The 19,596-nt window shown below is 35.9% G+C and carries 22 protein-coding genes and 2 tRNA genes; 12 read left to right on the top strand and 12 right to left on the bottom strand.

Annotated features, from left to right (window positions below; translation table 11 throughout):
* The first annotated feature begins 34 nt into the window (after window positions 1-34).
* Window positions 35-454 carry a SufE family protein gene (locus CLU97_RS03375; protein WP_121486693.1) on the top strand — a complete coding sequence of 140 codons (420 nt, stop codon included), beginning with the start codon at window positions 35-37 and terminating at the stop codon, window positions 452-454.
* 2 nt (window positions 455-456) lie between these two features.
* Window positions 457-1,428 carry a glycosyltransferase family 9 protein gene (locus tag CLU97_RS03370; RefSeq protein ID WP_228437502.1) on the top strand — a complete coding sequence of 324 codons (972 nt, stop codon included), beginning with the start codon at window positions 457-459 and terminating at the stop codon, window positions 1,426-1,428.
* Here CLU97_RS03370 and CLU97_RS03365 read toward each other — a convergent pair.
* The 8 genes from CLU97_RS03365 to CLU97_RS03330 all read right to left on the bottom strand — a co-directional run bounded on the left by CLU97_RS03365 (window position 1,418) and on the right by CLU97_RS03330 (window position 8,326).
* A complete protein-coding gene (locus CLU97_RS03365) occupies window positions 1,418-2,539 on the bottom strand; it encodes a hypothetical protein (protein WP_121486692.1) in 1,122 nt (373 codons plus the stop codon). The two genes, CLU97_RS03370 and CLU97_RS03365, sit on opposite strands and share 11 nt — an antisense overlap.
* Window positions 2,540-2,700: 161 nt before the next feature.
* The gene (locus CLU97_RS03360) at window positions 2,701-3,048 is read right to left on the bottom strand and encodes a helix-turn-helix domain-containing protein (protein ID WP_121486691.1); all 348 of its coding nucleotides are present in this window, start codon (window positions 3,046-3,048) and stop codon (window positions 2,701-2,703) included.
* 20 nt (window positions 3,049-3,068) lie between these two features.
* The gene (locus CLU97_RS03355) at window positions 3,069-3,494 is read right to left on the bottom strand and encodes a transposase (RefSeq protein ID WP_121486690.1); all 426 of its coding nucleotides are present in this window, start codon (window positions 3,492-3,494) and stop codon (window positions 3,069-3,071) included.
* A 22-nt stretch (window positions 3,495-3,516) separates the two neighbouring features.
* Window positions 3,517-4,839 carry a hypothetical protein gene (locus tag CLU97_RS03350; protein WP_121486689.1) on the bottom strand — a complete coding sequence of 441 codons (1,323 nt, stop codon included), beginning with the start codon at window positions 4,837-4,839 and terminating at the stop codon, window positions 3,517-3,519.
* 626 nt (window positions 4,840-5,465) lie between these two features.
* The gene (locus CLU97_RS23475) at window positions 5,466-5,888 is read right to left on the bottom strand and encodes a helix-turn-helix transcriptional regulator (RefSeq protein ID WP_147436434.1); all 423 of its coding nucleotides are present in this window, start codon (window positions 5,886-5,888) and stop codon (window positions 5,466-5,468) included.
* Between the two features lie 968 nt (window positions 5,889-6,856).
* Window positions 6,857-6,931: transfer RNA gene (locus tag CLU97_RS03340), tRNA-Val, on the bottom strand.
* Between the two features lie 33 nt (window positions 6,932-6,964).
* Window positions 6,965-7,039, bottom strand: a tRNA-Val gene (locus CLU97_RS03335).
* Between the two features lie 42 nt (window positions 7,040-7,081).
* Complete coding sequence (locus CLU97_RS03330; RefSeq protein WP_121486687.1) at window positions 7,082-8,326, bottom strand: bifunctional folylpolyglutamate synthase/dihydrofolate synthase; 1,245 nt, start codon at window positions 8,324-8,326, stop codon at window positions 7,082-7,084.
* Between the two features lie 183 nt (window positions 8,327-8,509).
* Between CLU97_RS03330 and CLU97_RS03325 the strand changes: the two genes are divergently transcribed.
* From CLU97_RS03325 to CLU97_RS03305, 5 genes are read left to right on the top strand one after another with little or no spacing between them, the layout of a single operon-like run.
* Window positions 8,510-9,832: a TolC family protein gene (locus CLU97_RS03325; RefSeq protein ID WP_121486686.1), complete on the top strand. Its 1,323-nt coding sequence runs from the start codon at window positions 8,510-8,512 to the stop codon at window positions 9,830-9,832.
* 1 nt (window position 9,833) lies between these two features.
* Window positions 9,834-10,424, top strand: a complete 591-nt coding sequence (locus CLU97_RS03320; protein ID WP_121486685.1) for a SprT-like domain-containing protein — start codon at window positions 9,834-9,836, stop codon at window positions 10,422-10,424.
* A 2-nt stretch (window positions 10,425-10,426) separates the two neighbouring features.
* Window positions 10,427-11,509, top strand: coding sequence for a mannose-1-phosphate guanylyltransferase (locus CLU97_RS03315; RefSeq protein WP_228437500.1), 1,083 nt, complete (start codon window positions 10,427-10,429; stop codon window positions 11,507-11,509).
* Window positions 11,510-11,542: 33 nt separating this feature from the next.
* Window positions 11,543-12,205 carry a hypothetical protein gene (locus CLU97_RS03310; protein ID WP_121486684.1) on the top strand — a complete coding sequence of 221 codons (663 nt, stop codon included), beginning with the start codon at window positions 11,543-11,545 and terminating at the stop codon, window positions 12,203-12,205.
* Window positions 12,174-12,707: a GNAT family N-acetyltransferase gene (locus tag CLU97_RS03305; protein WP_121486683.1), complete on the top strand. Its 534-nt coding sequence runs from the start codon at window positions 12,174-12,176 to the stop codon at window positions 12,705-12,707. The genes CLU97_RS03310 and CLU97_RS03305 overlap by 32 nt, the downstream gene beginning before the upstream one ends.
* Window positions 12,708-12,793: 86 nt before the next feature.
* Here the strand turns inward: CLU97_RS03305 and bcp are convergent, their stop codons facing one another.
* Entirely contained in the window at window positions 12,794-13,243 is a 450-nt protein-coding gene (bcp, locus tag CLU97_RS03300) for a thioredoxin-dependent thiol peroxidase (protein WP_121486682.1), read from the bottom strand.
* Between the two features lie 33 nt (window positions 13,244-13,276).
* Between bcp and CLU97_RS03295 the strand changes: the two genes are divergently transcribed.
* A complete protein-coding gene (locus tag CLU97_RS03295) occupies window positions 13,277-13,897 on the top strand; it encodes an endonuclease III domain-containing protein (protein WP_121486681.1) in 621 nt (206 codons plus the stop codon).
* A gap of 87 nt (window positions 13,898-13,984) precedes the next feature.
* Here the strand turns inward: CLU97_RS03295 and CLU97_RS03290 are convergent, their stop codons facing one another.
* Window positions 13,985-14,431: a DinB family protein gene (locus CLU97_RS03290; protein ID WP_121486680.1), complete on the bottom strand. Its 447-nt coding sequence runs from the start codon at window positions 14,429-14,431 to the stop codon at window positions 13,985-13,987.
* A 77-nt stretch (window positions 14,432-14,508) separates the two neighbouring features.
* The gene (locus CLU97_RS03285; protein WP_121486679.1) at window positions 14,509-16,305 is read right to left on the bottom strand and encodes a DUF885 domain-containing protein; all 1,797 of its coding nucleotides are present in this window, start codon (window positions 16,303-16,305) and stop codon (window positions 14,509-14,511) included.
* A 169-nt stretch (window positions 16,306-16,474) separates the two neighbouring features.
* Between CLU97_RS03285 and CLU97_RS03280 the strand changes: the two genes are divergently transcribed.
* The 4 genes from CLU97_RS03280 to CLU97_RS03265 all read left to right on the top strand — a co-directional run bounded on the left by CLU97_RS03280 (window position 16,475) and on the right by CLU97_RS03265 (window position 19,132).
* Window positions 16,475-16,936 carry a hypothetical protein gene (locus tag CLU97_RS03280; protein ID WP_121486678.1) on the top strand — a complete coding sequence of 154 codons (462 nt, stop codon included), beginning with the start codon at window positions 16,475-16,477 and terminating at the stop codon, window positions 16,934-16,936.
* Between the two features lie 174 nt (window positions 16,937-17,110).
* Complete coding sequence (locus CLU97_RS03275; protein WP_121486677.1) at window positions 17,111-17,815, top strand: MotA/TolQ/ExbB proton channel family protein; 705 nt, start codon at window positions 17,111-17,113, stop codon at window positions 17,813-17,815.
* 12 nt (window positions 17,816-17,827) lie between these two features.
* Window positions 17,828-18,226: an ExbD/TolR family protein gene (locus tag CLU97_RS03270; RefSeq protein ID WP_065399940.1), complete on the top strand. Its 399-nt coding sequence runs from the start codon at window positions 17,828-17,830 to the stop codon at window positions 18,224-18,226.
* Between the two features lie 21 nt (window positions 18,227-18,247).
* Window positions 18,248-19,132, top strand: a complete 885-nt coding sequence (locus tag CLU97_RS03265) for a ferric siderophore ABC transporter substrate-binding protein (RefSeq protein ID WP_121486676.1) — start codon at window positions 18,248-18,250, stop codon at window positions 19,130-19,132.
* Between the two features lie 15 nt (window positions 19,133-19,147).
* Here the strand turns inward: CLU97_RS03265 and CLU97_RS03260 are convergent, their stop codons facing one another.
* Entirely contained in the window at window positions 19,148-19,540 is a 393-nt protein-coding gene (locus CLU97_RS03260; protein ID WP_121486675.1) for a hypothetical protein, read from the bottom strand.
* Window positions 19,541-19,596: the final 56 nt, after the last annotated feature.

Raw genomic sequence — 19,596 nt, 5'->3', positions numbered from 1 at the left:
TTGGTTATCTTTGCACAAAGAAATTTGATTTAAAATGACCATTAAAGAAAAACAGCAGGAAATAATCGACGAATTCGCTTTTCTTGAAGACTGGGAGCAAAAGTATGAGTACATCATTGATCTTGGAAAAGAACTGAAAGGCTTACCGGAAGAAAGAAAAACAGAAGAAAATCTGATTAAAGGCTGTCAGAGCAAAGTTTGGATTGATGCAGAATTTAAAGACGGAAAGCTTTTCTTTAATGCTGATTCTGATGGTATTCTGCCAAAAGGGATCGTTTCTCTTTTAGTAAGTATTTATAGTGGACATTCCACTCAGGAAATCCTGGATTCTGATTTCGATTTTATTGCAGAAATAGGATTACAGGAATTTCTTTCCCCGTCCAGAGCCAATGGATTGATGGCAATGACGAAGCAGATCAAGTTTTATGCAGTTGCTTACCAACTGAAATCATAATTGTGACTAAAATTTTAGCATATCGTTTTTCCGCATTCGGAGATGTTGCGATGACGGTGCCTGTCTTCAGAGAATTTCTGGAGCAGAACCCCGGTGTGGAAATTATTATGGTTTCCAGGAAAAATTTTGAAGCCCTGTTTGCGGGAATTCCAAATGTAACCTTTAAAGGAATTGATCTTGATGATTATAAAGGACTGTTTGGACTAAGCAGACTCAGTAATGAACTGATCAAAGAGTTTAATCCGGACTGTATTGCAAATCTTCATGATGTAATCCGAACCAAGATTTTAGACAGGATTTACAGAAGAAAAGGACTTAAGGTTTTCAAAATAGATAAAGGAAAAGAAGAAAAAGAACACCTCACAGACGTTTGGAACCTGGAAAAAGTGCAACTGAAAAAAACGGTAGAACGTTATGCTGATGTTTTCCGAAAAATGGGATTCAAAGTTGAGCTGTCGCATACCTTAAGGCCGCTTTCTGAGGATAAATCGGGGATAGGTTTTGCTCCTTTTGCCCAACATAAAGGGAAAATGCTTCCGCTGGAAAAATCTTATGAATTAGTGAGAATTCTGGCTAAGAAACACACGATATATTTCTTTGGCGGAGGTAAGAAAGAAAAAGAAACGCTGGAAAAATGGGAGCGTGAAATTCCTAATACAAAAAACCTTGCCGGAACATTAAGTCTTACAGAAGAACTTAATCATATTGCTGAACTGGAACTGATGATTTCTATGGATTCTGCCAATATGCACCTTGCAAGTCTTGTAGGAACAAGATGTATTTCTATTTGGGGAGCTACTCATCCTTATGCCGGATTTTTAGGATTCGGGCAGAGTGAAGAGGATGTTGTTCAGGTGAAAGATCTTAGCTGCAGGCCATGTTCTGTTTTTGGAGATAAAGAATGTTACCGGGGAGACTGGGCCTGTCTTGAAGAGTTTGATATTCAGGGCGTGGTAGACAGGGTTAATTCTTAAAAATAATCTTTATTATTTCTTCGGCTTTAGCTTTATCCGAGTGGGTATTTTCTAATATATTCTTTCTGTTTTCAGCATCATGATAATCTTTTTCAGCTGAGGTGATAATATGTTGACGAATTTCAGTCATATCAGCTCCATACAGGCACAAATTTGTCAAAACAGGGTCATCTGTGATATTTTCGTTAATAATAACGAAACGGCTGTTGTAAAGGGTATTGAATAACTTTACTTTGGTTCCTGAATTCTGGTAAGAGACTAAAATATTGCCTTGGGCATTTTCCAAAAGGCTATGAAGTTTTTCCGTAGTCCGGATAGGAGTGAGGCTGATATTCTCAACTTCTGAAATTTTTCTTTTAATATCTTCGCTGGCACGGTCGGAAGCTACAACTAATTTGTATTGTGGCAGCGTTTTAAATAAATCAATAGTTTCATTCAGTGCTCTTTTGTTGTCCGCAGTCGTAAGATCTCCATGAAAAAGAAAATAGTTTCCCTTTTTGTCCAGTTGCTTAACCGATTGATTGCCATGAAAAATGTGAATCAGCTGTGCGTTTCCCGAATAAATTTCTACTTCTTTATATTCTTTTTCAGACAGGCAGAAAACGGTTTCAAATTTCTTTAAAAGTTTTTTCTGATATCCGATATATTTTAGTGATTCGAGCTTGTAAATAATCTTTTTGAATATATTCTTTTCTGACAAAGAAAGTCCTTTATAATACTCTGTTTCGTTATTGTGGTGGCGAAGGTAGAGCTGATGTCTTTTATTCTTTAAAAGTCTAACAATATGAGTAGTTTGCAAACCCTCAAACAATATAGGAGCATTGATCTTTTCCAGATTTTTAAGAAGAACTTCAGAATCTCTTATGGCAGCTGCGAAAGGTATTCCTGAAAAATAAAGAAGAGGGTTCTTTTTCTTTCTATAAAAAAATACATTCTCCGTAATTTCTTTAATTTCCGGATCAACCATTGAAGGAATCTGATCTATAAAACAGTGAAGGTGAATTTTTATTCTCAGATCAGACAAAGCCTTAATTTTATAATACACATCAATAATACCACCATAAGAAGGAGGGTAGGGATAATTGAATGATATGATATGGAGTTCCTTCAAAAGAAGAATATTTAGCTTTGTAAAGCCACAAAGATAAGAATATCACTATTGGATTAAATAAAAAATCCCATATCTTAAGTATTTTTCTGGGTTTAAGAGGGTGAGATCTCTTGGCGTGCCAGATGACTGAGCTACCTGGGCTTTTATTCCGGATTTCTATTTTAAATTATCTTCTTTAGTTGGCTGTTTTCATTAAAACTTAAACATTTTTTCCATTTACTAATCGTATTTCTACTCATTTTAAAATGTATTGCTACCTGCGAGTTATTTAATTTATACTTTTTTTGATAATCAAGAATATGCATAATATCGTCTTTATTGTATGAATTAAACCGGCTATTGTTTGCTTCTTTAGAGGTACCGAAAAGGATGTAGTTAATTTTAATAACTTCCATTGCTGACAACTTCTCTTTCTGAAAAAAATGCTCCAGATCTTTTATTTTTTCTGGAAATTTAAGCTGAACCAAATCTTTATAAATGGTGATATAATCGGGGGTTGTTTTTTTCATAAATTTTATACCTTCAAATATTAGCTATATTTAGATAACCATTTGTACAATGTTGTCTTAGGAATTCTATATCTTTTTATTACCTGGGTCTTCGTCATTTCATTTGAGCTGATTCTTTCTAACACAAAATCTATAATTTCTTTGGTGTAAAGATTTTTTCGAAAACTTGGCAATGATGATTTTTTCTTTCTCAAAGTTGGTATAACTTTAATGCTTGATACGGGAGAATAAAGCACTAAATGCTGCGAATAAATTCTAAAAAAATCATATTCCAGCAGCTTGCTCCATCTCAAAAGAGTTTGAGTATTCAGACTTTTTGATTGGTACATCTTTTCAACACTTTCAGCACTACAGGGTAAAAAATTACAGATGCGGGATATTTCTATCCCACATTCTGCAACCCGGCGGTTGATTAAACTGCCGATATGAAAATCTTTAAAGTCCATTTCTAATTTGTATATACAAATATTATGGAGCAGTAATCTGTCTCAGATTAAAAAATACCTTTGTGGAAATACAGGTTCCTGAAGGGCAAGTTGTTGTTGTGGCATTTGCACCTGGTGTAGAGGAGCCCATCATAAACTCCATTGTGTAGAAAACTTTTGTTCCCGTGGCAGAATAATCAGTCCAGTGATATAATCTGTATTCAGGTCTTGCCGCTGCATACACACCTGGATCGCCCCAATTGGGAAAATTTGTAGCGGTTTGTGATGTTGCTATACTCAATGCAGAAGTATTGGCATTGGATCCCGCCCAAATATTTTTTGGGTAAGTAACCTGATTACCTGAATTGGTATCACCCCCTCCCCACATATATGTTGTATTTTGAATGATATCTCGTGTGTCAGGATCAGATGCTGAGCCATTATATCTCAATTGTAAATTAACATCCTGGAATGCAGTATTGGTTGGTAAAAAACATCTTACTGACCATTGTCCATCCGGTGTAGTTCCTACTAAATGATATCCTGTTCTTCCATTATCCGAGGTTGAAACTAGTGTACCTACATAGGCAACATTTTTAGTATCTGCAGTAGTTTGGTTCGTAACTGTAACTGTACATTGCTGACCGCTAGCCAGGAAAGGGATTTCGGATGGTGTCAGGTTAACCGTAAAATCTGTATTGGTATCCGGAGTTCCCACTACAGAAAATACCAGCTCACCATCTCCAAATTCTAATTTTGATGCCCGAAGTGTGAAAGTAAGCCCATGTACCGTAATCGGTGTGCCAGGCTGATATGAACCGCCGTTACCCCCTGTATATGGTACCCTCAAATTTCCTGCGTAAGGTACACCTGTTGAATAAGAGGCCGGTGATAATGTGGAAGATGCACAAACCAAGCTTCCCAATACCGGAGCTACGGCCGTAGAACTGTCAAATACCCTCCATTCTGATCCGTTCCAATAATAATATCCTTTATTTAGAGTTGTCCCAATATTATAAACCAAAAGACCCTGTGGCTGATTAGCCGCTACATTGTCACCATCAGCATTTAAATCTAACGTACTGGAGGTTAAATTAACTCGTGGTGCCAAAATTCCTTTATTGGATGCAGAAACATCAAGCATTGCATAGTTATCGGGTATTACCCCAAGACCAATTGAACCCGTATTTGTAACAATAAAATCGTCTTGCAACTGTACCGAAGTAGGAGTTCCTGTAGCTGCATTATTCTTAGCGCCATCTACATTTAAAATTCCTTGTGGGTTTGGAGTATTGATACCCACTTGAGCAATCGCATTAATGCATGAACAGAAAAGCACTAATAGAAATAATTTCGTTTTTTTCATTTGTTTTTTAAAATGTTAATTATTAATTAAGGCTTTAGCAGTTTAAAGTCTGCTAATAATAACTACAGGCACTTTATTAAACATATGATTTGATAACATCAGCAATTTTTCAAATCTTTAAATCAATCTGATTTATACTTTTTACAGCTTAAATCAATTTAAAAACTTCTTGCAGTTCAACACCCAGGTTATGGATGGAGTTAGTTCGTAATTACTATATATGTTTTTGTGTTTTTTAAGTATCCTGCACCAAGAATTTCACAAAAAATTGAATCCTAAGTGAGGGACCTAGGCTTACTTATTTAATTTTTGAAATCCTGTTATTGTGAATCAAAAGTTCAGATAAAAGCGAGAAGCTATCCAACATTTTTCTAGAATATATTGTCGAAAATAAACTTCACCAGCTAACTAATTTATGAATAATTATTGCCTGTAGTAATTGGCTGCAAAACTACATTCAAATTTATTTAGCATTATGATTTTAAGACCCTTTTAAACCCACGCGAGGAAAAATATGGGAGATTTTTATTTTTAAAACCTAAGAAATCAATAAGTTATAAAACCTGGAAATTAATGTGTAATAATGAAAAAATGTGACTATGGGGGGGCTCTGGGGAAAGATTGGTTTAATATTTCGAACACCAGATGACAAGATCTACCTCTGAAGGGATATTTAGCTTTTTTCTCAATCTGTATTTTCTGCCTTCAACTGCTTTTAGTGATGCATTGCTATACAAGGCAATTTCTTTTGTAGAAAGACCAAGTTTTAGCTCTGCACACAGAATAAGCTCTGCTGTTGAAAGTACAACTCCCGTATCTTTCAATATGTTTTTACTGAACAATGGAAAATACTTTTCAAACTGATCCAAAAATAAAGTATCATTTAAATTGATTGCACTCAGAAGCTCTACGATGTTTTCTTCTGATAATTGTTTTTTATCAACCAATCTTCTCAGCTGCTTAATCTCATGAGAAAGCGTTTCAATTTGCTCTCTTTTCACTATATTTTTGGTAAGCGAATGATAATAATCGTTCCGCTTTTGATCCATAAAAAAATAATTAATCCCAAGTAAAGACAATTTACACGAAATATTTAGCAATAAAAAGTCATGCTGAAATTCTTTATAAGGCAGCTGAGCCTCTTCTCCCCATAACTGAAAATTATTGTAAGCGGAAAAATAAAAGCATCCTAATACAAACAAAAAAATAAATGAAACAAAGCCTGCATCTTTTTTAATACTATAAAAAATCGGGATGGCTGTAAGAACAGAAAAATAATAAATATAACAGCCACTTTCAATACCGGTTAATGAAGCGTAGTAGGTAATGATACAAGTAAGATAAATAAATACAGAAAGGACAATGTATTTATTAGTACGGTATTTCTTTAAGCATAAAATGAATACTAAAATGAATATGAAGAGTCCAAATAAAATAACTGTACTCAATTGAATCCCGATAAAATATACAGTTAATACACTTTGAGACAGGAATATCAATGAAAGCAAAAATACATATTGATTAATCACGATACAGTAATCTCTACCGCGATTACTGCTCGATTCATCTAATCCATGAAATGAAATATAATTATAAAAAGATGATAGTTTTGATTGTAGAAACGATAGCATTAGCTTAAATGTAAATTAAATGAGTTGAAATTACCCTCAAGTTTTATGTAATCCGAAATTTACAAAAAAATAAATTATTAACTGCTTGTAAGCCCCTATAAAATTATATTTTAATCTCCAGTTCTTAAAGCAATAATGCAGGTGCTTTGAATGCTTCATAATGAATATTTTATTTGTTGATGTTAGAACTGTAAAATACATCAGAAAGGTGCTGAGGCTTATATCTGGTATAGATTATCTATAAGATATCGGGAAACTGGAGATTGTCTTAAACATGATAAAGGTGAAGAAATTAGACGTATTAAAATGGAGATTACCATTATTAAATTCTATGAATAGAATGAAATAGCATAAAAAAATCTCCCAGAAATCTGAGAGATTTTTTGTGGGTCCTGAGGGATTCGAACCCCCGACCCTCTGGGTGTAAACCAGATGCTCTGAACCAACTGAGCTAAGAACCCGAATTTTTTTGAAAGGTTTCGTTTCCTTTTCTGTGGGTCCTGAGGGATTCGAACCCCCGACCCTCTGGGTGTAAACCAGATGCTCTGAACCAACTGAGCTAAGAACCCTCTAGACTTGTTCTCTTGTTTAGAGTGGTGCAAATATACGACTTATTCCTTAATCTCCAAATTTTTTTCTAAAAAATCTCCCACTACAAAGTTGCTTCCGCCGATAAAAATCATCTCTTCATTTGTACATCGTTCTTTTGCAGCAAGATACGCTTCCTGTACAGAATCAAAAATTTTATAAAAAATTTTCGCCTCCTGAAGCAGATTTTCATAATCTTCCGGGTGCCTTCCCCTGTTGATGGATGGTTTTGCAAAATAAAACTCAGAATTTTCAGGAAGTAATTTCATCACATCATCTATTTTTTTGTCGTTCACAAACCCCAAAATGACATGCTTGTGACAGTCAATTGAATTTAATTGCGAAAAAACATACTCCAATCCGGCCTGATTATGTCCCGTATCACAAATGGTAAGCGGGTTTTTTGAAAACTCAAACCAACGGCCGATAAATCCTGTGTTCTGATGAACATGAAGAAGTCCGTTTTCAAGGGCTTCATCGGAAATAGATATGTCCAGTTTTCTTAATTCTTCTACTGCACCTAATACCACCCGGATATTCTTTTTCTGATAATTTCCTTTTAAATCAGATTCGAAGCTTGTATGGATAAGAGTAGCATCTATAAACGGGGCATTTTCTTTAGTTGCTTTGTCTTGTATAATATTTTTAACGGATTGGTTTTCATCACCGGAAATAATCGGGATGTTGTTTTTAATAATTCCTGCTTTCTCCATTGCTATTTCTTCAATGGTGTCTCCAAGAATATTCTGATGATCCAGCTGAACATTCGTAATCGCAGAAATCAAAGGGTTGATAATATTGGTTGAATCCAGTCTGCCTCCCAATCCTACTTCAATAATGGCAAAATCTACCTGCTGCTGATAAAAATATTCAAAAGCCATGATGGTAGTAAACTCAAAGAAAGAAGGACGGATGTCTTCCGGAATAGTTTTCAGTTTTTGAATAAAATCAAAGACAAACTCTTTGTTACAATTTTTACCATTGACCTTAATACGTTCTGTGAAGTCTATAAGATGCGGAGAATTGTATAATCCGGTTTTATAGCCCGCTTCCTGAAGAACGGATGCCAGCATATTGCTTGAAGAACCCTTTCCATTGGTACCTCCAATATGAATGCATTTAATCTTATCCTGAGGATTCCCAAAGAATGCACAAAGCTTTGTAATATTGTCTAATCCTGGTTTATAAGCCTTCTGACCATCTATCTGGTAGTTGGGCATCTGCACGAAAAGCCAGTCGATAGCTTCCTGATATTGTTCGTTTGTCATGATACAAAATTCCCAAAAGTTTTTTTAAAATAAAATATAATTTTTCAATCTGTAACTTTTTTATATTTAATTCGTCTAATATTGAAAAATCTTAATATGAAATCGCTCTCATTTGGCAATATCAATACTGATGAAGAAAGTGCGATTCTATATGACCATTAAAAACAAATAAACATATACAATATGAAAAAAGTTTGGATCATCGTTTTTGGATTAGGTTATCTGGGTTTAAGTGCTCAGAAGAAATGGTCCTTAAAAGAATGTGTAAGCTATGCAGTGGAGCATAATCTTCAGGTTATCCAAAATCAGTATAACAAACAAAACCAGGAATACAATCTTAAAGCAGCCCATAAAGAATATTTGCCTTCCGTATCTGGGAGTGTTACGAGTGGGGTGAGTTTCGGACAAGGGTCATTAGGAGCAGGAAGTTATAGAAATGATAGATTCAATAACAGTGTGGGTCTGGGTGCTGATATGTTGGTCTATAATAATGGGAGATTAGAGAAGAGTGTAAGAAAGGCTGAGTTTGATGTAGAAGCAAGCCAATATGATATTGAAACCATTAAAAATGATATTTCTCTTCAGATTGCTCAACAATATCTGACTACTTTGTTGAATAAAGAGATTGTAAAAATTTCTCAAAGTGCAGTAGGAAATGCCCAGAAACAGTATGACAGAGCTAAAATTACAACTCAAGTTGGAACAACTGCCCAGACGGTGCTGGCAGAGGCAGAAGCAGCATTGGCAAGAGAAAAACAAAATCTTAAAACAGCAGAAGTAAACGTTGGCCGTGCTTTGTTTGCCATCGTTCAGCTTTTACAGCTTTCAGATTATAAGGGTTTTGATGTGGAAGATGTGAATATTCCGGAAAAACTTGATTTACAGCTTGCTACAGTGGATGAGGTGCTTGCAACGGCATATGAGATACAGCCTCAGATAAAAGCTGCGGAAAGCCGCATAAGGTCTGCCGAAGCACAAACTGAAGTAAGTAAAACAGCATACTGGCCTACATTAACAGCCAGTGCCGGACTTAATACTTTCTATAATAAACAATTTAATGTTCTGCCAGGTGTTGTGCAGGGAACTTTTTTTGAGCAATATAAAGATCAGTTTGGACAAAATGTAGGATTATCACTTAATGTACCTATATTCAATAAAGGAAAAACTAAATTACAGGTAGAACAATCCAAATTAAACGAAAGCCTCGCCAAAAATGCGTTGGAACAGCAGAAGCAGACGGTAAGACAGAATGTACAGAAAGCTCAGTTTGATGCAGATGCCAATTATGAAAATTATCTGGCTGCCGTGGAAGCAGAAAAAAGTTCCAAGCTGGCACTTGATTTTGCGGATAAAAGCTATGCTGCGGGAAGAACCACCATCTATGACGTAAATGTGGCAAGAAATAATTATGCAAATGCACAGGGATCAGTAGCGCAGGCAAAATATAATTATCTTTTTAGTCTTAAACTATTGAATTTCTATGCAGGAATTCCATTAAGTTTGTAAAATGTCTATCCAATCATTAGAAAAATATTTACCTCAAAATACACTTAAATATTTAAGAATCTGGTTTTCAGATTACTATATACATATAAAAGTTACAAGAAACAGGAATTCAAAACTGGGAGATTACAGAAAACTTCCGGACAATTCTCATGAAATAACGGTAAACTCTACGCTTACCCCACAGCTTTTTTTCTTTGTGCTGACCCACGAACTGGCACATCTGATCGCTTTTGAAAAATACGGAAGAAGAATCTCTCCTCATGGTAATGAATGGAAAGAAACTTTCAGAAATATGCTCCTTGAAAGCCTTGAAATTTATGATGAAGACCTAAAGCCGATCATTGTAAAATTCTCAAAATCACCTAAGGCAAACTTCATGGCCAGCCCGGATTTGGTGAGGTATTTTCACACTGAAAAACAAGATGATACTCTCTATTTTATTGAGGAACTTCAGAAAGGTGAGTTTTTTATCTATCGCAACGAAAAGTATTTATTAGAAGGTCTGGTTAAAAAAAACTATCTTTGTAAGAACCTGGCTACTGGAAGGAAGTATTCTTTCAAGCCTTTGGCTAGGGTAGAAAAATGTAGCTAAGAATGTTAAAATCAGATAGATACTGCGTTATAATGGCGGGAGGAATCGGTAGCCGGTTCTGGCCAATGAGCACACAGAAATTTCCCAAACAGTTTCAGGATATTTTAGGAACTGGACGTACCATGATTCAGCAGACCTATGACAGAATCAGTAAGCTGATTCCCAGAGAGCAGATATTTGTGATTACGAATAAAGAATATGTGGCCGTTTCCCATCAGCAGCTTCCGGAAATTCCTGAAGAAAACATTGTGGGTGAACCTCTGATGAAAAATACAGCGGCCTGTAATCTGTATATGGCTAACAAGATTGCTGAAATTAATCCGGATGCAACAATGATTGTACTCCCTGCAGATCATCTGATTCTTAAAGAAGATGTGTTTCTGGAAAAAGTAGAGCTTGCATTTGAATTAGCTTCAAAGCATGATTATCTGATAACATTGGGAATTACTCCCACAAGACCTGATACGGGCTACGGATATATTCAGTTTGTAGAAAAGAAAGATTCCGAATATTTTAAAGTTAAAACATTTACAGAAAAACCTATTCTTGAGATTGCACAGAGCTTTTTAGAAAGTGGTGATTTTCTATGGAATGCCGGGATATTTGTGTGGAATGTAAAGAGTATTCATCATGCTTTTGACCTTTATCTTCCCGAAATGACTCAGCATTTTATGGCGTGTGAATACAATTCTGCAAAAGAAAACAGCTGTATCGAAACCATTTATCCAAAGGTTCAGAAAATCTCTATTGATAACGGAATTTTAGAGAAAGCAAAAAATGTATATGTGATTCCTGCAGATTTAGGATGGAGTGATCTGGGAACCTGGACGTCCGTATATGAAAATACAGAAAAAGACAAAAACGGAAATGCAGTAAAATTAAAACATTTACTTTCTTATAATTCAAAAGGAAATATCATTCGTTTAAAAAATAATAATAAAGCCGTTATCATTGATGGCCTTGAAGACTATATTATTGTAGATACGGATAAAGCACTTCTTATCTGCCCGCGAGATAACGACCAGCTCATTAAAGACTATGTTCTTGACTTAAAAGGCTTTAAGAAAGGAGAGAAATTTATGTAATATTTGGTATATTTTCTGCTGATTTTTAAAATTATGATTAAAACTGCAACCCGAATTACAATTCTTATATTTTTACTTTTGGGAATCTTAGGATATTCTCAGGAGAAGAAAAAATTTTCAAACATCCCCAATATTTTGCAACAGATTGAACCAAGCAGTAAGGTAAACTCTTGGGTATTGGTATACAACAGTTATGGAAAAGGGCAAGAAATAAAGATTTCGGGAAATGTAGATTATACCCCTCAGTTTTCAGGATTCAATCTTTTTCCTAGTGAAGACAGTTTTTACTACATTGCTTATTCGGAAGGAGGTAAGGTAAACTACGTTACCGATCTGGAGGGGCTTAAGAAGTTTGTGGATCGAATTGATAATGCTCAGGAAGCAGCTATTGTGCTGGCTGCTGATGGGTATATGGTAGATGAGGAGTTCAAGGATCTTGCAGGGAATTATCATGAAGATAAATTAAATTATTATCTGGATCTTGGAAAGTTGACTTCAAAGGAATGCCCCTATCAAAAAACACATTATACAGTGACTGTAAATAAATCTACAGGAGCAGTAGGCAATGTAAAGGATAATGGAACCTACATTGAGCTTTATAATAAAAAGTGTGCTAATAACCCAAGATTGTTAAAAATCGAAAAGAAAGAAGAACCCAAGAAAGATGAGCCTAAAAAAACACCCAAGCGCAGATAATATTTATGAGACAGAGCGATTAATTCTTCGTCCAATGTCCCGTGAAGACAGAGATTTTGTCTTTGAACTTTACAACAGACCGAAATTTATTCAACATATCGGCAACCGCAATGTGAACAGCATTGAAGATGCAGAAAACTATATTCTCAACAGATTTACTCCACAGATTGAAAGGCTGGGATTTGGAAACTATCTTCTGGTAACCAAAGAAGGAAATGAAAAAGTAGGAGCAGTAGGAATCTTTGAAAGAGAAGGGCTTGATATTGTAGATATTGGATATTCTCTATTGGAAGAGTTTGAAGGGAAAGGGTATGCTTTTGAAGCCGCTCAAAAGGTTAAATCTATTGGAATGGATGATTTTGGGTTAACAAAGATATCCGCGATTATTTCAAAAGATAATATTTCTTCCCAAAAACTCATCGAAAAACTAGGTCTGAAGTTTAAAAAGCACGTTATACTTCCTGGTGAAACGGAAGAATTAAATTACTACGAAACAGAGTAAAACATATAAAAATGCTTTCACAAATAACGTTAGTTTTTTAATCGTGTTAATTGTGAAAGCATTTGTGATCTTTGTATTAAAAATAATTATCCTTCCAGAATCTGTTCTGCAGCAGTTTTCGAATTTACTTTTTCAATCACTCTTGTACAAACTCCAGTTTCATCAAAAATAAAAGTGGTTCTTACAATTCCCATATACGTTTTTCCAAACGTCTTTTTTTCCTGCCATACCCCAAATTTTTCAATGATATTACGATTTTCATCTGCAATAAGATCATAAGGAAAAGCAAATTTACTGTGGAAATTTTTCTGTTTCTTTACAGAATCGCCGCTTACACCCAATAATTGAAATCCAGCCTTTTTAAGCTTAGCATAATTATCACTCAGGTTGCAGGCTTCTACTGTACATGTTGGTGTATTGGCCTGTGGATAGAAGAAGACCACCAGTTTTTTTCCAATTAATTTTGATGAGGTTACTGTTTCTCCGTCTTGATTGAATCCTTCAAATTCAGGTAATTTATCTCCAACTTTCAGCATAATGATTTAATTTTGTTCAAATTTAAGGCATACATGACAAAAAAACAAAGAGCCGAGCTCGTTCAGGTAGAACTGGATAAATTATATCCCACCACACCCATTCCGTTAGATCATACTGATCCCTATACATTGATGGTTGCTGTAGCCCTTTCTGCGCAGACTACCGATAAAAAAGTAAACCAGGTTACTCCCGATCTTTTTGCGGTAGCAGGAACTCCGCAAAGAATGGCCAAGTTGGAAGAATTTGAAATCAAAGAATTGATTAAAGAAATAGGACTTTCCAATACAAAAGCCAAAAACCTGAAAAGAATGGCCGAACTTCTACTGGAAAGACATGAGGGTATTGTTCCCCAGACTTATGAGGAATTGGAAGCTCTTCCGGGGGTAGGACACAAAACGGCTTCAGTAGTCATGAGCCAGGGATTTGGATTTCCTGCTTTTCCGGTAGATACCCACATTCATCGTCTGATGACCCAGTGGAAGCTTACCTCAGGAAAAAATGTAGTGGAAACGGAGCGTGATGCAAAGAGTTTATTTCCTGAAGAAGTATGGAATAAGCTTCATCTTCAGATCATTTTCTATGGAAGAGAATATTCTCCGGCGAGAGGAAAAGGAGAGAAAGACTTTATTACGAAAATGATGTTTGAGAAATAATTCAGTTATTTTAGCGCTATGTACGCTAAGATTTTATTGCCATGTAAAGTTTCAAAACCTTGACATAGTAATATTCAAGCAAAAAAATTAATTATCTAATAATCTTCTGTGATAATTGATCTGTCCCAAATGATAATCCAGATGGGCAACCAGATGAATCAGGAAGTAATCTGTAGTCATTTTACTTTCAAAAACAACCAGAGGATATTCTCTTTTAAGGTCTTCCTCAGATAATTGGGGCAGAACAGAATCTATCATGGCTATAGTAGCTTCAATTTTTTCAATAAGCTCCGTTCTTGGAACATCTTTTAAAGAAAACTCCAGCTCACGATTTCTAATATAACCTGTATTTCCTAGTTGTGCTCCTATAAAGTGGTTGATGTTTCCGACTAGATGAAGACAAAGATTGCCGGCAGAATTGGCAATACTTTTATCAATTCTCCAAAGGTTTTCTTCATTCTTATAGGCTGCTATCTCTGTTTTTAATTTATTTAAATCCCTGTTGAAAAGAGATCTTATACTTTCTGTGATCATATCAATTTTGTTTATTTAGAAGAACGAAATAAAAAAGGGTACTGATTGAATGAAGTACCCTTTTTATTACTATAATTTTATTTTTGTTTTTTCGCCCAAAGCTCCATTTTTCTGTTCAGAACATCCAAAGGAAGGCATCCCTGACTTAATACTTCATCATGGAAGCTTGCCAGATTGAATTTGTTTCCAAGCTCTTTCTGATACTTCTCTCTCAGCTCACGGATTCTTAAAGATCCTATTTTGTAGCCTAAAGCCTGTCCCGGCATGGCCATATACCTTTCTACTTCTGCTGTGGCAGAAGCCTCGTCATAAGAAATATTGCTTAGGAAATATTTAATAGCATCTTCACGAGACATTTTTCCGGTATGAAGTCCTGTGTCTACTACCAATCTTACTGCTCTTAGCATCTGATCACTCAAATATCCCATTTTCTGATAAGGATCTGTATATAAACCGAACTCAGGACCTAATGTCTCACAATAATGGGCCCATCCTTCTCCATATGCTCCAAACCATCCGAATCTCATGAACTTAGGAAGCTTAGTATTCTCTTGTTGCAGAGAAACCTGGTAATGGTGTCCCGGAATCGCTTCATGAAGGAAAAGAGACTCCATTCCTGAAGTAACATTGAATTTGGTAGGATCCGGAAGCGGAACATAAAATATCCCTGCTCTTTTGCCATCCGGAGTTCCCGGAATGTACTCTGCGCTGGCACTCGCTTCTCTGAATTTCTCCGTCTGTCTGATCTCAAACTTTGTTTTTGGAGTTACATTAAACATCGTTTTCAGCTTTGGAGTGATTTTCGTTAAAATACCATTAAATGCATTCAAAACCTCTTTAGAAGTCTTATAAGGCATTGCTTTTGGATCTGTTTTTACAAAAGTGATGAATTCTTCCAGCGTTCCGGAGAAGCCAACCTGTTGCTTTACTTTTTCCATTTCTGCACGAAGCATAGCCACCTGCTGTAGTCCGATTTTATTAATCTCTTCAGGAGATTTCTTTGTGGTAGTCCAGCTTTTTACATAATAGCTGTAAATTTCATTTCCGTTAGGAAGGCTGTTATATCCGTCTGTATCTCTTGCCTTTGGAAGGTAATCTTTTTCAAGAAAAGCACCCATTTTAGTATAGGCAGGAATAATTTTTTTAATAATGGCATCCTTATAAAGTGCTGAAAATTTGTCTTTCTGGTTCTGAGTGAAGCTTTTCGGAAAATTTCTTATTGGGCCATAAAAAATATTTTTTTCCATGTCAGAAGTCGTGATTTCTTCCGCTTTCATTTGAGGAATCATTTTGACCACAAGTTTCTTAGGTAGCACCATCTTATTATTGATTCCCTCACGGAAGTTGTCTGTGGCAGCATCCATCCATTCAGGGAATTTTTCCATTCTTTTCAGCCAGTCGCTATAGTCTTTTTCCGTTTTGAAAGGCTGGCTGCCTTGTCCGCTTCCATACAGTGGAAAAGTAAGCGGAAGACCACCGAATTGGGTAAAAGGAATATATTCCGGATGATAGGCATAAGCCTCAATTTTATCTTTTAAAGTATAATCCAGTACATCGTACACCACTTTGTCTTCATCAGAAAGGCTTTTGTAATCTACATGATCCAACTGCTTCTGTACAGAATTATAGAATGCTATTTCTCCTGAGATAAAATCTTTATCAATATTGATAGGAAGCTGGTCGTTGTACCTTGTATCTCCCTGAGAGGTAGCATCTAACGGGTAGAGCTTAAGGTATTGCTCATAATAGTTGGAAGCAATAGAATCCAGGTTGCTGGGGGTTACTTTTGTAAGGGGAGAGTCCGATTTTTTGCATGAAGCAAGACCAATTATCAGCCCCAATCCCAGAATACCCTTTGATAAGATGTTTTTCATTTTCAGAATCTTTATGAAAACAAAAGTAAGTATTATTGGGATATTCAGTAGTATTGTAGAAGCTGATTTTAAAAAATTATTTTCAAAATCCTTTCAACTTTGAATCAATTTTTTATCTTTGTCTAAAACGTTTAACAATCATATTATTACAGTTCTTTTTTAAGAAAAAATGAAAGGGATTTTAAAAATTTACCATCCGGAGGAAACGCTAAAATACAATATCAGAAATACTTATTGTAAGGCAGTTTACAGCAACCAGCAGCATTTTTTAGAGGTTGAAGTTATTACGGATGACAGTTTGGATCACGTAGATGATGATTCATTACAGTACAACTTTCCGCAACTTTCACTTGAGGTGTTCGATTTTCCTATCGAATCAGCGGAGATTGAAGGAAAAACTATAAAAATCAATGATTCTGAGGAAGATACCTATACAGAAGTAGATCTTTTCGATGATGAAGATGCTTATATCTATGATAACGAGCTTCTTTTCGAAAAAAATGAAGAAGGAGAGCTTCAGGTGGTCTGGAAAGGAACCATTGATGATTTCTATACCGGATCAGATACTCCGATTCCTTTTAGATTAAAATGCGAATTCAGGCAGGATGATATTGAGGTAGACGAAGACTAACAAAAAGCTTCTATCTTTTTTTACAAAGTTTCTTTTCAAGATTATTTTTTGGAAAGAAATTTGCTATTGATACAATTGTAACAAATTTTAAGTAGTTTTTAAGCAATTTTTAAGAGTCTAACTCATAATATTCTACTACATTTGTCGTTGAAAATTTAATAAAATTCACATTTAATGCTGTTAACGGAACTTTCTCAGATTTTATTTGCACAAATCGCTACACCCGCAGTTGCTACAGACAATTTAGAGTTTTCCTTCTGGAAGATCATGTTCCACGGAGGGGCTTTCGCTAAAATAGTGATGGTCACCGTATTGCTGTTGGGCGTATTTTCTCTATATCTGTTTTTTGAAAGATTTTTCTTTATCAAAAGACTCACTTCAAAGACAGATTCCAACTTTATGAATAATATTGAAGACTTTATTAAAGCTGGAAAAATAGAGGCAGCAGCAGATTACTGCAAAACACAAAACTCTCCGGAAGGAAGAATTTTAGAAAAAGGAATTTCAAGACTGGGACGTCCCGTTTCAGATATTGTAAGTGCTATGGAATCACAGGCACAGGTAGAGGTAGCCAATATGGAGAAAAACCTGAACCTTTTGGCCGTAGTACCAAGTATTGCACCCATGTTAGGACTTTTAGGAACGGTAATCGGGATGATTATCGCTTTCTTCAACCTATCCCATGCTACAGGATCTTTCTCTCCGAAAACACTTTCTGAAGGTATTTATACCGCTTTGGGACAGACCGCTGTAGGTTTGGCCGTGGCAATTCCTGCGAATTTCTGTTACAACATTCTTTTGACAAGGATTGATAAATTTGTACTGAAGGCACAGAATATGTCAGGAGAATTTTTAGACCTTATCAACAAACCTTTATAAATCTTTCTTACGATGAAAATTCAAAGAAGAAATAAAGCGAACCCGGAGTTCAGTTTAGCAGCGATGACAGACGTTATCCTGTTGATGCTGATTTTCTTTATGATCACCTCTTCTGCAGCCAATCAAAGTGCTATTGATGTGAATCTGCCGAAAGCCGGAGCTGTTGATGACAATATACCTAATCCTTTAACGGTAAGTATCAAGCCAGACGGATCATTCTTTGTAGATGATAATCCGGCAAATAAAGGAGAACTGGAACAGATTATTGTAGATAAATTAGCAAACCAGACTAACAAATCATTTACGATAAGAGCGGACGAAAATACATTGCATAAGGACGTTGTTTTTGTGATGGAAATTGCTGAAAAACATAAATTTAATATTGCGATTGCAACGGTTAAAGATAAATAACGGAAAGAATTACTTTTTAAGATGAGAAGCTATACAGCAAACAGAAACGAGGAAAACAAAGATAGAGTAAAGAGCGCCCTGCTTTCTATTCTTATTTGGGCTGCTATTCTGCTTTTTGTTTTTTTGTATAAATTAAAACCGGAACTAGATAAAGATCCTGAAGTGGTTACTACCATGCTGGTGAACTTCGGAGACAACAGAAACGGAAAAGGTATTGAAGAACCTGCCGAACAGCCGGGAAGCCTTGCCGCTGCAACAGAAGAAGTTACACCTGAGCCGGCAGAAACACCGGTTCCGGAAACAAAGACTATTGTGAAGCCGGAACCCACTCCGGAGGCTAAGAAGGCAGACGTTAAGGAGAAAGTTATCACAGGAAATAATTCAAAAACAACAGTTCCTAAAAAGGAAGAATCAAAAAAAGCTGAAAAGAAAGAAGCTACAAGTACAAGTGCTTCCAAAAATACTAAGAAGTCAGGAGCGGCAATATCCAATTCAAAAACAGGAAACGGAGACGGAAAAGGAAATGCAGCGATCGGAAATCTGATCAAAGGAAGAGGAACAAAAGCCGGAAGCCAGGGGACTGGTGATGGAATCGGAAATGCAGGAGATCCTTTAGGCGGAGACGGAAATGGAGACAGCAAAGTAGGAATAGACAGAAAATTGGTAGGCTATATCCCCGGGACAATGGGGAGAGGTGGAGCACAGCCTTCCCACAGCTGTACCGCAAGCGGATCCATTACCATTGCCTATACCGTAGATAAAGCAGGAAACGTGGTATCTGCAAGGAGATCGGGAGGAGTTTCAGATCCTTGTGTATCTTCTACATCAGTAGCCTGGGTAAAGAAATATGTTAAAGCAGAGAAAGCCAGCACTTCTTCCACCGGAACCTATAAAATTACCTTCTAAAAATACAAAAGCACTTTATTCAAGTGCTTTTTTTAATTCATTTATTCTGTTGATTACCGGTAGGGCAAAGATTCCGCTGGTCTGAAGATACAGCTCATAAAATGTCTTTGCTTTATCCTGAAAATCTTTATTCTGATCATGTCTGCTGTTGAAATAAAAAAGATTTCCAAGCATTTCATAGTAATCTTTATGATCCCTTTCCTGTCTTTCATTGACTATGGCAATTATTTCTTGCCTAGTTTTGGAAGAAACTTCGGTGAAGCTCATCTTGAAAATATCTCTCATCAGCGTATCAAAATCCAGTTCTTTCTGCATTAAACTTTCTTCAGGCTTGTCCAGAATCAGTTTTTCCAGTGCCTGGGTCAGTTGGCGGATGAGCCTTAGGGTGAATTCTTTATCTGTAATCATAATAGATGTAAGGTTTTGAGTTTAATGTTTAAAGTTAATCGCAATTGGTTGAACCA

Source organism: Chryseobacterium sp. 7 (assembly GCF_003663845.1).
In the GTDB taxonomy this organism is placed as follows: domain Bacteria; phylum Bacteroidota; class Bacteroidia; order Flavobacteriales; family Weeksellaceae; genus Chryseobacterium.
The sequence above is the reverse complement of the archived record's forward strand: the minus strand, read 5'-3'. Positions and strand labels throughout refer to the sequence as shown.